This window comes from Clostridium sp. HMP27, from assembly GCF_000765165.1.
GTDB lineage: Bacteria > Bacillota > Clostridia > Clostridiales > Clostridiaceae > Clostridium_AK.
Genome location: NZ_JMFY01000029.1, coordinates 1 through 13,444 on the forward strand (window position 1 = coordinate 1; position 13,444 = coordinate 13,444).

The 13,444-nt window shown below is 32.1% G+C and carries 12 protein-coding genes and 3 pseudogenes; 2 read left to right on the top strand and 13 right to left on the bottom strand.

Annotated elements, in window-relative coordinates; translation table 11 throughout:
- Window positions 1-1,173: 1,173 nt before the first annotated feature.
- From DP68_RS19890 to DP68_RS13145, 10 genes and pseudogenes are all read right to left on the bottom strand, one after another.
- Window positions 1,174-1,242: pseudogene (locus DP68_RS19890) on the bottom strand (SEC-C metal-binding domain-containing protein); the annotation flags it as partial.
- 340 nt (window positions 1,243-1,582) lie between these two features.
- Window positions 1,583-1,723, bottom strand: a complete 141-nt coding sequence (locus tag DP68_RS19655) for a hypothetical protein (RefSeq protein ID WP_291549162.1) — start codon at window positions 1,721-1,723, stop codon at window positions 1,583-1,585.
- 690 nt (window positions 1,724-2,413) lie between these two features.
- A complete protein-coding gene (locus DP68_RS13115) occupies window positions 2,414-3,025 on the bottom strand; it encodes an N-acetyltransferase (protein WP_035310261.1) in 612 nt (203 codons plus the stop codon).
- 66 nt (window positions 3,026-3,091) lie between these two features.
- A complete protein-coding gene (locus tag DP68_RS13120) occupies window positions 3,092-3,829 on the bottom strand; it encodes a class I SAM-dependent methyltransferase (RefSeq protein WP_035310263.1) in 738 nt (245 codons plus the stop codon).
- A gap of 5 nt (window positions 3,830-3,834) precedes the next feature.
- Window positions 3,835-3,969 (bottom strand): annotated as a pseudogene (locus DP68_RS19660) (nucleotidyltransferase domain-containing protein); the annotation flags it as partial.
- A gap of 303 nt (window positions 3,970-4,272) precedes the next feature.
- The gene (locus DP68_RS19665) at window positions 4,273-4,503 is read right to left on the bottom strand and encodes a hypothetical protein (RefSeq protein ID WP_035310264.1); all 231 of its coding nucleotides are present in this window, start codon (window positions 4,501-4,503) and stop codon (window positions 4,273-4,275) included.
- 13 nt (window positions 4,504-4,516) lie between these two features.
- The gene (locus DP68_RS13130; protein ID WP_035310267.1) at window positions 4,517-4,927 is read right to left on the bottom strand and encodes a DUF6508 domain-containing protein; all 411 of its coding nucleotides are present in this window, start codon (window positions 4,925-4,927) and stop codon (window positions 4,517-4,519) included.
- Window positions 4,920-5,390, bottom strand: coding sequence for a hypothetical protein (locus DP68_RS13135; protein WP_291549169.1), 471 nt, complete (start codon window positions 5,388-5,390; stop codon window positions 4,920-4,922). Before DP68_RS13135 ends, DP68_RS13130 begins: the two co-directional genes overlap by 8 nt.
- A 261-nt stretch (window positions 5,391-5,651) precedes the next feature.
- Window positions 5,652-5,831 carry a hypothetical protein gene (locus DP68_RS13140; protein ID WP_035310271.1) on the bottom strand — a complete coding sequence of 60 codons (180 nt, stop codon included), beginning with the start codon at window positions 5,829-5,831 and terminating at the stop codon, window positions 5,652-5,654.
- Between the two features lie 381 nt (window positions 5,832-6,212).
- Window positions 6,213-9,398, bottom strand: a complete 3,186-nt coding sequence (locus DP68_RS13145; protein WP_035310273.1) for a DUF3427 domain-containing protein — start codon at window positions 9,396-9,398, stop codon at window positions 6,213-6,215.
- Between the two features lie 370 nt (window positions 9,399-9,768).
- On the opposite strand from DP68_RS13145, the gene DP68_RS13150 reads away from it, so the two are divergent.
- On the top strand, window positions 9,769-10,611 hold the full coding sequence (locus DP68_RS13150) for a UPF0489 family protein (RefSeq protein WP_035310275.1): 843 nt from the start codon (window positions 9,769-9,771) through the stop codon (window positions 10,609-10,611).
- Window positions 10,612-10,706: 95 nt separating this feature from the next.
- On the opposite strand, the pseudogene DP68_RS19670 reads toward DP68_RS13150, so the two are convergent.
- The 3 genes and pseudogenes from DP68_RS19670 to DP68_RS13165 all read right to left on the bottom strand — a co-directional run.
- Window positions 10,707-10,813: pseudogene (locus DP68_RS19670) on the bottom strand (DNA polymerase III subunit epsilon); the annotation flags it as partial.
- A gap of 193 nt (window positions 10,814-11,006) precedes the next feature.
- Entirely contained in the window at window positions 11,007-12,119 is a 1,113-nt protein-coding gene (locus tag DP68_RS13160; protein ID WP_035310278.1) for a hypothetical protein, read from the bottom strand.
- Between the two features lie 131 nt (window positions 12,120-12,250).
- Window positions 12,251-12,688: a hypothetical protein gene (locus DP68_RS13165; RefSeq protein WP_035310280.1), complete on the bottom strand. Its 438-nt coding sequence runs from the start codon at window positions 12,686-12,688 to the stop codon at window positions 12,251-12,253.
- A gap of 280 nt (window positions 12,689-12,968) precedes the next feature.
- On the opposite strand from DP68_RS13165, the gene DP68_RS13170 reads away from it, so the two are divergent.
- The gene (locus DP68_RS13170; RefSeq protein ID WP_035310282.1) at window positions 12,969-13,340 is read left to right on the top strand and encodes a hypothetical protein; all 372 of its coding nucleotides are present in this window, start codon (window positions 12,969-12,971) and stop codon (window positions 13,338-13,340) included.
- Window positions 13,341-13,444 lie beyond the last annotated feature (104 nt).

The following is a 13,444-nucleotide window of genomic DNA, read 5'->3' on the forward strand; positions in this document are numbered from 1 at the left end:
TTTCCTGTTGGCTCGAGAGGATAGCAAGTACGTCAAATGCTATTGGTCGTTCAAGGGAATATATCCATTGATTTCTTTTTGTTTACGGAAACATATCAACCTGCTATAGTCAGATTTGACGATATATCATTGACTTGGCAAAAGTTATGGCGATAGATAGAATTTCAATAAATCTCTTTACAAATCAAACAAATCATAAACAGGCGGTTCAAGTCTATCCCAGTAGTCTCCTTCTGCTTCAAACAAAGTTGCCATTCCAAACTCTATTGCACCGAATTCATTACGTTTGTATTCTTCCCAATTATCCCAAGCTTCAGGGTTTACAACAATATTTTCGCTAATCATGGGTAATAGATTATTGATATATATTTTTTTCTTTTCCTCTGATAGACTCAAAAGTTCTTGTTTATACCCTGCAAATAAATCATCATTTTCCTTGAGCCAAGATATAATGCAATACGTTTTCTCCCCTTCTGGAAACACCATAACAAAAATATGCTTTGCTAAAACATTAGGATTTAATAAATCTTGTATTTTGTTTCCTTCTAAATCATGTGTCATAGCTTCAAAACCAGTACCAGCAAATTTAACCGGTTGACCAAACTCCCAAACAATGCTAGAAAGCACATCATAATTACCCGTCAACAAAGCTGTATCAAAGATTTTTTTTACACTTTGAAAATCATCAATTGCCATATGCATTCCACGATATGGATTTTCTTCATCTGGCATATTTGCTAATGATGGTTTTATTTTAAATATGCCTCTTTCCATATTTATAACTTCTTGCTTTTTATGATACTCAATGGCAAAACATCTATATGTATAAAGAAAAATATGCTGTAGACTTTTATCAAACATTCCATCCTCGATAGGTTGAAATACCGTCTTATCGTGATATCCACAAAAGCCTGTAAATACAGTTGCCTCTTTTCTTCCATACACAGTCATTGGTGCAAATGGATTATCTGATTTTGGACAAGGCATATACACTATCCCATTAGAAGATAACCGCTTGATTATTTTATTGTTTTGAATTGAGTGTGCCCCGATTATTTTTTCAGAGCATTCGTCTGATTTAGGATGTAGACATTGTTTAATTCTCGATTCTTTCCGCACTTTTTTATAAGTTTCTAAAAGATTAAGAGGATTAGAATAGTAAACATCATCATCCTTTCCAAGACAACATTTTTTATATTTTTTACCACTGCCACAAGGGCAAGGATCATTTCTTCCTATTCTCATTATTTTTCACCTTCATTCCGCAAATGGTACTATACAACTCCACAAACCGCTGTGTCTTTCTATAGCTTCTTCACTCAAGTCATCCAAGTAACTCTCGTATCATCTCTACTAGGATTGTCTAGCTCTTTTCATCAAAACTAGTAAAATCATAAAATCTATATTTCCTCGCAACTAGTTATTTGCTCAGGCGGAATATCTATTTCGTCTTTTACGTATAAGAACACCTCCGAAAGCAAATTACTATTTGCCCGGTCAATCGCATTAGCAAGCAGTAACTTCCAGTTACTGCTATGGGGCCAGACCCTATGGAATAAAATTGGAAACAATTTTATTCTTGCTAATTTGATAGTACAGTTTTTGCCTCTTCCACATCTATAGCTTCTTTTTCAAGAAAATATTTATCTAAGTCCAGTTCCTTTAACTTAGCTTTAAGTTCTTTATTTATGACCTGCTCATATACACCATTTTTTAATGACATGTCATTGCTCCTTTTGGAATTTTTACATATACATATAAGTATTGTATATTCTAATTATATCCTATCCACTACCTTTATTACAGGCACTATAAATTCCTTAATAAAATTTTCATTACATAAATTTAAATCTCCAGAAATTTAACAAACCCTAAATTTCTGGAGATTCTATATTTAAGTTTATCTTTCCTTCTTTGCTGCCCTATTATAAGTATACTCAAATAAACTTTTTCCCACATCTTTTACAATTATCACATCAAAGTATTCCTTTAAAACCTATACTTGATCTGAAAGCTTTCCATATTGAATACTTATTTTCTGCTTTATAAATAGCTAGCAGTGACTTGCAATTCCTGCCATGGGGTCAGGCCCCATGGAATAAAATTGGAAACAATTTTATTCTTGCTATTAATTCTAAATTATATGGATATCGCTAAAAGGTGCTCAAGCCTATACTGATATGTTACCTTTTACTGGGTGGCTCGAGAGGATAGCATTGATGTCTTTCAAACCATCTGTTCTCGGAAACATATCCACTTCAATCTTGTATGCTTATAAAAATGTCATTAACTAACTACAACACTGTTTATCAATCAGACAAATTAGAATTGAACAAAATGACTTTGCTTACCCCCTTTGATGTAGTATTTCCCTCGGGAGTAATGTTTCCTTTTCATTTTTATTACTGTGTTTCTATTTAATATATTTTAATGCTATGAAATTATTTATTCCAGTTTTTTTGGCACTTTTTTGTGAAACAGGCGTCCGTTTATATTCCACAAAACCTAATTTTTTATATAAGTTCATAGCTGGTGTATTCGAATCTGCAACCTCTTCAATTAAATACTCTCGGAAATTTGTATTCTTAATAATATGATTTATGATCTGTGATGCCACACCCTGACCTCTGAATTCAGAAGCTGTACCAACAAATTCAATGGAACTTGTTTCAGGTAACGGATTTTTAAAAGGGCGTTCAAATTCTTTTTTTAAAGCAATTGCTGCAATGCTGCCCTTGAATAAACCTAAGTACCTTCTCAGTTCTTTTTTATTTAATCTCACTGATAGTGTCCTGCAGTCTGTACATGCAACCATTCCTACTATTTTATTGTCCTTAACTGCAACATAAAATTGATCTAAAACAAACATATGGGCAAATGCTTTGGCTATTATATTTTTATCCGTAGAAAAATACCCCAGCCATTGAGTAAATCCCTCTGCAAATATTTCGGATATTTGCAGCCGAGCATCTAAATCTAATTTATCCGCGCGAATTACTGTAAACTTATAACTTTCGGATATCATATATTATTCTCCTTCCTTAAATAAAAAAGTAGCTTAATCCACTATGAAATAATTTTTGTTTCTATATTATTTACATACTTTTCTTGCAGATACAATCAACATCATGGGACGGCGCATTTCATCCTCCATCCCCGGAATATCCATCATGTTTTCTGGTGGCTGTGGCTCCACAATCTGATTTATTAAAAGGCCATTTGAAAGCAGTGTATTTAGATATGTGGTCAGTGTTCTATGATATTTTGTAACTTTTTCTCCCAAAAATACAGCTGTCCGTTTTCCCTCATAATAATAATTGTCCACCGGGAAATGCAGTATTTCTCCTTTTTCGTTATAATGCCACTCCTGTGTTCCATAGGAAGTAAAAACAGGATGTTCAACCGTAAAAATAAGTGTTCCATTTGGCTTTAACATTTTATACAAGTTATTAATCAAATTCTCATAGTCTTCTATATAATGAAATGCCAATGAACTGAGCATTATGTCAAAGCTCTCATCTGGAAAACTTATATCTTCTATAGCACAACATCTATATTCAATCTGTGGGAAATGCGTTTTTTCTTTTGCTACTTTAAGCATTTTATGAGACATATCAACACCTACTACAGAAGAGGCACCATTTTCCATAGCATAGATGCTGTGCCAACCATAGCCGCATCCTAAGTCAAGCACACGCTTATCTTTAAAATCTGGTAGCAGCTTTTTCAATGTTTCCCATTCTCCTGCACCGGCCAGACCCTGCTGCGAGCGACTCATTTGACTGTATTTTTGAAAAAATGTATTGTCATCATATTTGTTTTCTTTCATCTGAATTCTCCTCGATACATGGCACTTATATAACCATGGGGATGCCCGGTCTGATAATTGGCAGTAACAATTCCTTGCTCCGTATCTTTGATTATTTGTTCCACCCGTTTTATATCACGTAAAATTAAATCCACATGATACACTAACTAATTCTTTTCTTTGATTGTCAAACCGCTACCTCCTACTTGTCTCCTTGTTTTTTCTTTCCATAGTTCTTCGGGAAGTAATCCTTCCCGAGCAGCCAAACATACTGGTCGATTTGCTTCAGGTTATATTTATCCAAGCCATAGAAGGCACGGAAATCAATCAGAATGCCTTTGAATTTTATATATTCCTTCAAATCGCCATCTTGGAAATCTGAGAAGCTATCACGATTTCTAAAATAGCGAAGTACCTCATCGACGTAGCTATCATAAATCGGATAATCGAGTGGATTGTGATGACTACAATACTTTGAGGCAAAAGAGTATTAATGCCTCTTTTGCCACATTCTCAAAATCAGTAGCGGTCACCGCATTCCAAAACAGGTCTTTGCTCCCTTTCCTCCAGAGGTAGAAGGTATCCACATAAGCAGTATTGATTGTTAATTTTGAAATGTTCTGGCTATGTAGGAAGTTCCTATACAAAGCACGCAGCTCATCATATGATAGAGCTTTCATTTTGTTTATATCCAAAGTCAAACCTCCTTTACTCAATACTGTTTAATCTTTCAAGCCACTTCAATATGCAGCCACACTTAAAGAAATCTAATAACGCACCATCACAAAAGCGCTCGGCTCTAACAGCACCCATAATAAGCGCAAGCACACACTGTGCATTCAAATTTGAAACGTCAGCATTCTTCATAGATTCCGTACCCCATTCAAGGCCGTTATCTTTAAGAATATCTCCATAGAGGGTAAGTTCCATATCTTTATTACTTTCTTCAAAGGTGTAAACATCCTTGATGAAGTTATGCACCATTTCAGAATACCCCACAAAAGGCATCTGTATCGGATGCTCCGGCGTTCCATCGTTTTCTTTATCAATAACCCATTCACCAACGCTATCCGCCTGGATCATAGGTATGTATTTTATCAAAATATCAAATTTACTCATCCTCATCCTCCTCTGTATCGTCAATGCCAAATAGCATTAGGAACTTATTAAAGTTGTACGGATATGAGTTATCGCCATGAAATCTCACTGGTTTATGACCATTGTTATATTCAAATTCCAACCCCCACTGCGTACCATCACACACCGTGTATCCAAAGCGTTTAGTTGAATATCTTCTGCACCACTCACCGATGTGAAGGTCTATAAGTGCGGCTATAAATGTAATCTTACATATGGCATCCATATTTGCATCAAAGTCAGCTGTCTTTTCTTCTGATTTTGATAAGGTATAAGTTCCACCAGCTTCAGCATAGGCAAGCTTGGCTCTTTCTAAGTATTCACGAGTCCAGTGAATACGAGTATCTTCGCTCGGATGCATAATAGGCTCTTTGCCATAGTCCGGGCTTTCCATTATATTTTTAAGACGCTCTATTTCTTGCTTAAGCCCACGGATAGCGGTCATAATCTGTTCTTTAGTTTTTCCTTTTAGATACTCTTCATAGTATCCTTCAGGGCTAATCGTCTTGCTAATTCGGAAATACTGATATTCATCTGGTCACATAATTGTCGTATCATATCCGAAGTTTCCATTACGATCCCTCCATACCTCAATACATATATTGTAAACAATTTGGCTTAAATCTACAATATGAACTCGTAAATGTTTCCAAATAAAAAAATCGCAACTCTGCAAAAAAGAGCTACGGGTGTAGTGTTGTATCAATTACTCGTCAGTTTGGAATTCAATTCCGGACTTGAATTCCACTGTAATCTTCTCTTCATAAATTCTAATTTTGCCAATCAATCGTTTTAATAGTTGCTCATTAATGACCGTTTCAATATTACTACTAAGAACTTCTAAAAAATCATCCTTTTGCCCCAGCAAATCATTAATAGCTTTCACAACGGCATCCTTTAATAAATCCTCGAGCACCTTCTTTTATTAATCATTTTACTCAAACAAATTTTGTGATTTTTCATCTATTAGAAAAATTGTAAAGTTGAAAATATCTCTATCTGGATACCATCCATTGTAAACCTCAAATTTAATTAGCATTCATATTATGTATATTAATTAAACTGTTCTTTTATTATCTAACTAAGCTCTTTCTAGACTTGTTTTACTATAATCATAGTACAAGTTCCTGTCATAGGTTCAGGCCCTTTTCCAGGGAATACGATGCGCATTCTCTGGTTGCTATATAATCACTTCTTCCTAAAAAATAAAACTACAGAAACTTATACTATATAAATTCCTGTAGTTCTTTATTAGAATTACTTTTTCCTACACCACACCCTTATTAGCCACTTCCATCATCCAAGCTGGCATATGTTCTTTTAATCTCCAAACAAAACTTATAGGAGTACTTCCACTATGCCTTATATATTCTGCTTCTCCTAGATAGGTGTAAGGTGCGGTGATTCCATCTTTTTTCTTATTTTCTCTTACAAACAAGATTATTTTGTTTCCTGTTTTTAAGTGATTAATATATCTCTGCCCAGTTTCACTTTCCACTGAAGTTCTGCTTTGGCTCTGCCAATGAAACATTCTTTCGTTTATTGCATAATCCTCGTATAAAGTTGATGGTGAATAATCCTTTTCTGCTTTGTTTAATGTTATAAAAAAAGCATCTACCTTTATATCTTTAAAATACTTCACTCCTTCTCTAAAGGATGGCTTTTTATCTTCATTATAATAACCAAAAGCAGCCATAATTTGATCTGTGGAATAAGTACAATGAAGATCTAGTGGAATAGCTGAGCCCAATTCAACAGTTTTATCTATAAAATCAATATGTTCATAATTATATTGAAGGATTTCCACAACTTCCTTCATTATTTCTTTGTTATTATCACAAAGGGCATTTAATGCCTCTAAAAATGACTTATATCCTTGATCTTCAGGAGTTTCTAAATAAAAGCTGTAATACAACATTCCCATCATATACTTTTCTTCTTCAGTTAATTTATTATTTTCTAATTCTACCTTTGAAGTTAACACTTTTACTGCAAATTTTATAAATCTCCTTGAATTAATATGAAACAAATTCTTAAGCCTCTTTATAATAAGTAATTCATCTTTATTTGTATAATCCTCTATTAAACCTGCTTCAGCTCTCATCATAGTAAAACTTCTATCACCATTTTTACCATAAACATCAATAAAACTGTAGCTATAATGTTCTAAGAAGTTACTAAGGGTTGGTTCTTTACCTGTATCTTCTTGAAAGTATTTAAGTTTACTTATAATATTCGCCTTTGTAAGCTTTGCACTTTTTATATTTCTTAATATATATTCCTTAGCCTGTTTTTCTAAATGTATGTGGCAACCCTTAGGAAGATTTAAAAATCCATTATTTATGCTGTACTCCACTGAATGCTTTGATTTTCCCATTAAAGCCTTGAACTTTTGCTCAAAGTTATAACTTTTATGAGCCTGACCTACAAAGTCAAGAACTGTAAGACACTCTTTATCTTCATGTAGTCTAAGCCCTCTTCCTAATTGCTGTAAAAATATTGTTAAGCTTTCCGTTGGTCTTAAAAACAACACTGTATTTATTTCGGGTATATCCACCCCTTCATTATATAAATCTACTGTAAATATAAACTTAACTTCACCTTGCACAAGCACCTTCTTAGCACTGTTTCTTTTTTCATCCTTGCTTTCTCCTAGTACTGCAATGGAAGGTATTCCCGCTTTATTAAATTTATCTGCCATATATTTTGCATGCTCCACACTTACACAAAAACCAAGTCCAACAACCTTATCTATATCCGTAACATACTTATACACACTTTTTATTATTTCATTTACTCTAAGGTCATCACTTGTATACACATTTTCAAGTTCTTTCTTATCATAGCCTCCTCTAGTCCATTTTAACTTTGATAAATCAACCCTATCCGATACAGCAAAATATTGAAAAGGACTTAAAAGCTTTCTATCTATAGCTTCTGGCAACCTCATCTCTGCTGCAATTCTATCATCAAAGCGCTCTAAAACATTTTTACCATCCATTCTTTCTGGGGTGGCAGTTAACCCCAGTAATATCTTTGGAGTATAATAATCCAAAAGCTTTCCATAGGAAGGAGCTTCTGCATGATGAAATTCATCTACAATAATAAAATCATAAAAATCTTGTGTAGTTTTTTCATATAACTTTGAGGAATTAAAACTTTGAATGCTCATAAATAAATGATCAATGTTTTCTGGTATGTTTCCTCCAACATACAAATCTCCAAAATTATTATCCTTTAATATAGCCCTAAAGGTATCCCTACTTTGTTTTAGTATTTCTTCTCTATGAGCTATAAATAAAAGTCTATTTTTCTCTTTCTTATACTGGCGTGAAAAGTCCTTATAATCAAAAGCTGCAATAACAGTTTTACCAACTCCAGTAGCTGCTACTATAAGATTTTTATTCTTACCAAATAGCACCCTTTCAGCTTTTAGTTTTTCTAATATCTCCTTTTGGTAATAATAAGGGTGTATATCTAAACTAAACACAGTATCATTATCGCCATCAATTTTAGCTTCCCTTTTAAGAGAGGTTAAAAGTCTTCTTTTATCCTCTTCAATTTCTCCATTAAAGTCACTAAATTCATCATCATTCCAATAGGTTTCAAAGGTAGCTTCAAACTTTTTAATAATATCAAAGGAATCCTTTTCTGTAACCTTTATGTTCCATTCTAATCCTGAAGTAATGGCTGCACTGGATAAATTTGAAGATCCTATATATGCTGTGGTAAAGCCTGTTTCTCTTTTAAATAAGTAGGCCTTTGCATGAAGCCTTGTTCTATCCGTATCATAGGATATCCTTATTTCTGTATTATTAAGCTTACTAAGTTCTTCTATGGCCTTATAATCAGTAGCCCCCATATAGGAAGTAGTAATAATTCTTAATTTATGATTTTCCTGTTCTGTAAATTCTCTTAGCTCCTCAATTATGCATCTTAAGCCGCTCCATTTAATGAAGGACACTAACATATCTATGGAATCAGAACACAGTATTTCCTTTTTTAACTCACTCATCATGTTGGGCTCCTGTTTTGAACCAGTAAAAAGGGAGCTTTGAGAAAGTGGAGTTACAGGCCTTACTGTCTTTGTTTTCTTTACAGATCTAATACTATTTATTTTCGAATACAGAGCAGTAAGAATTTCCCCCTCTTCGTCAACCTTTAATCCATCAATACCTTTTTCATCTGCTAGCTTACTTAAGATTTCAATAATTTCATTACATGCCTTTATTTCTGAAAGAAGAGATTCTTTATCATCATTTTTCTTATTCTCCCTTATAAAGCTTAAGGATTTTTTTATCACAGAGGACAGATAATTTGATAGTACTGTTTTCCCCTCTTCCACATCTATAATTTCTTTTTCTATAAGATATTTATCTAAATCCAGTTCCTTTAACTTGGCTTTAAGTTCTTTATTTATAACTTGTTCATATACACCATCTTTTAGTGACATTGTCATTGCTCCTTCTTAGATTTCTAACATATAACTATTTAATATTACACAAGTTTATATAATTAAAAGATTCTACAAAGTTATTAGGTTTCCTTTTATATAAAAGATAATGCATTAAACTTATAAAAAAAGATAGTCTCTTGGGATTTTACACCAAGGATTATCTATTTTTTATAGACAAGTTCTTAAATTGTGAGGTTTTACGGGTGGTGACAGTCACCCTAGTGGGAACGGAGTTGCCATGCAAGTGTAGTTTACGTCCCTCGGCGAAACTAGTGGGAGGCTTGCAACCCACTTGCTATTTTTATTAAGGATGTGATATGTTATATATTGTCGAAATTTGCATGTTATTTTTTAGGAGTGATTATCGTTGAAAACAGATAAAGTAACGGAGAAAGTAGTAGGGGGAAAGAAAATTTATATTGTAGAGAATCATCACGAAGTTATAATCCCTTGGTCAGAATATGTTTCTAATAATGAAACTGTACCAGTATTATTAACTTTTGACCACCATATGGATACCCGTAGTGCATTTTACAGGCACTCCCGTAAGGTCGCTGGACTAGAATGGAGACCCGTAAGAGATCAATTGATAGCAAATGTAGATATAAATGAATCAAGTACAATTGCAACAGCATTAGAAATGCTTCGTAATAATGAGCATATAGATTTTGCATTGCAAACAGGGATAATATCAGATGCAGTAGTATTTAGTTTACTTAGTGCAGGTATTTGTAGAGATTATGCCAATAGTAAAATATACTATATAGATCCTTGCTGCACTAGCAAATGTAACAAAAGTTCACATGGCGATGAGTGCCAAATTGATCTATATGATAAGGTAATAGAAGGACAAGAACTATTGTTTAAATTAAGTCAAATAAATAAGTTTATACCTGGTTTTTTCATCTCGAATAGAATAAACAAGAAATATATTTTAGATATTGATTTAGATTGTTTCCATACTAAAAAAGCTATCAATGCCGTGGATATGTCTGTTTTTAATTATTTAGTATCTAATGCAGAAATAGTTACTATAGCAACAGAAGGATATTATGTTGAGTTAGAAAAAAAGGATAATGATATAAATGAGAATTACCTTCTAGAAAAGTTATTAGTGCATATAGAAAATGCTATAGAAAGAACGGAAGATAATAAAAGATTTAAATTCTCTAGGTACAATAGCACAAGAGAACGTAATACAGCATCTTGAAGAAGTCATTGTATTAGGGTCTATGCTGCTGAAATCTTATTCCATTACTATTAATTGGACAAGATTTCAGTAACATATCAAATTTCAAGCTATTAATGATGCATTTTTTCTATAACATGTCCATTTTTCACAACCACAATACCAATTGAGCATGGACTATTTTTTTATTTGCAGTTTCAAAGTCTATAGCTATATAATTCATTTTTTTCCCCATAATTCTTTCATTAGCAAGACAAATTGTTAACAATTTGTTTACGTCCCCCGGGGAAACTAGTGGGAGGCTTGCAACCCACTTGCTAAGAAACCTTTCTCTATAATCTAGTTCCATGACTTCTTCTAGCATATTAAAATCTATAGCAAGCAGTAACTTCCAGTTACTGCTATGGGGCCAGACCCTATGGAATAAAATTGGAAACAATTTTATTCTTGCTATTTATCCTTTCCATATATTTCTCAAATTCCTCTTCTAGCTGGATTATCTTATTCAAATCACATTGTTCATCAATTTCTACGTATCCAAACCATTTTAAAAATTTATTTTCTTTCATCTTTCCAAGTGTTTTGGTTGGAATATTTCGCTTAGTTTCATAAGTTAAAGCATATCCACTATAGTTTAATTTAACTTCATTTTCTATTTTCTTATTTTCCTTCTTTATATACCTTAATGCTAAATCTATGTTATGAATTACATCCTCAGGAAAATCAATAGAATTTATAACATTTCTTCTGATAATAAAATTATTACAGATGTTAAATGTGTCTTCTTCTATTAGCCTAACTATGGGTTTGACTTTAGAAGGCCTGTCCATATGTATCTTATAATTTAAACTATATTTTTTCTTCAAATCTGACACTATATTTAAAGCTTTATCGCTAGATACATTTATATAATCAAAATCCTCCATTGATTCAATAATAGGATATTCCACTATATGAAGATTATTACGCAGGAACTTATACAACTCATTTAATAAATAAATTTTAGAAATAATACTGCTAAAATCTGAATAGTAGTGGTCTATATCACTTACTTCAGTTAAATATCTATATTCATTATGCGTCTTATGTTCTAACTTAATATTAAGCATAGATATAATTTCTACTCTATTTCCTTGATTATCTTGCATATTCACCCTAAGCACAGTATTATCAAGCAGTTCCTTTTTATCAAAGCAATCATGTCCAGTCACCAACTTTTCTATTACATTTTTCTTTTCATAAATGTTACTGATTTTATCAATATGAAGATATATATTTTCATTACTAGATACTAATTCAACAATCCTTTGAATCTTTGTATCATCATCTTCTTCAATATTCAATATTGGCATAATAATTTTATCTTCAATACTTTCTAATACATTTTCGATTGTTTTTTTATGTGAAATATGGATTTTAAAATTAGTATCCAATAATTTCTTAGGAATAGCTCTTTTCTTTTGTTCCTTTTCTATCTCTGAGTTTATTTGTGCTGCTATTTCTCTGGTTATTTTAGATATGATAGTCACCCCCAGTTAAACATATAATACCTTAATTTAAGTAGAAATAAACGTTATAATAGAATATATTTGCTTTCCTCTGAAATATTACCAAAAAAACAGAACAAACTTCTTTGCTCTGTTTTGTTATTGCTAACTATTTACATTAATCTTACAAGAATTTCTTCCCATACTTTGTCAGGTATTTCTGAATCTACAAAGGTAACTAGTCCACCAATTCGGAACACATTATACCAATCTTCATCTAGTCCATTTTCATATAATATATCTTGTATTTCTGCTTTACTTATATTTTTATATGGAGTCCCAATTGTTCTAATTTCAAAAGGAAACATGTAGTCCTCTTTCCAAATATCTGCTTCCACAGTTTCACTTATATGTGACTTAACAATAAAGGGAGTAGTAAATATTTGTTCTTTTGTACTATAGAATATTCCAAAGGAACCAATATTCATTTTCTGACCCTTTGTTTTATACATTTTGTACTTATTATCATTTTGTGAAACTGCCCACTTTTGCGAGCCAACCCCTGCCCAGATATTTTTTAAATCTTCGCTGGTAAAACAATAAATTTTCAACAATATCACTCCTTATAATTATATACTTACAAACATTTATATCTTATTCATTAGTATTTTCAAATATGATTAAGCCGATATTTCTTATAAATAACTACGGCTATAATATAATATATTGTCAATATTCAAAAATATTACCAAAATTCCAAAATATTTTTCATTTGCCAAAAAACTTATTTTATAAGAAAGAGCTTTTTCTTCAGAAAATTACTCATCTATCTGAAAGAGCAGCATATAATAAAACTATATGAAACCAATTAATTATTTAGGAGGAATACATTTGAATAATGATGTAAAATCTCTTATTAAAACAATCCTAGAAGACGGAAAATCATATCATACCTCTGAAGTTGAGAAAATTATATCTCAACAGTATGGCAGCTATACTAATGGCCAATTTGCAGCTGCATGGAGAGATTTACTAAAGAAAAATGAAATTATTAGGATAAATAGAGGTGTTTATAAAATTGCAGATAATGATCTTACTTATGCGGTAAAAAAGATTATTAGCAATGCAATAAAAGATATAGATAAACTAACTAAGAACATTGATATTTTTTCTTTGACTCCTAAAAGTTTAGATGATATTAATAATATAAAATTAGCAATCGAAAAATTAGTTGAACTACAAGATAGCATTATAAACAATTAAGAGATAAGAAATAAGGCCTCAATTTTTAACAACCTAAAGCTAATTTCAAGAAAGGAGTTTCTATGATGAAAAATATTAAAATAACCTCAGAAATGACTGCAACC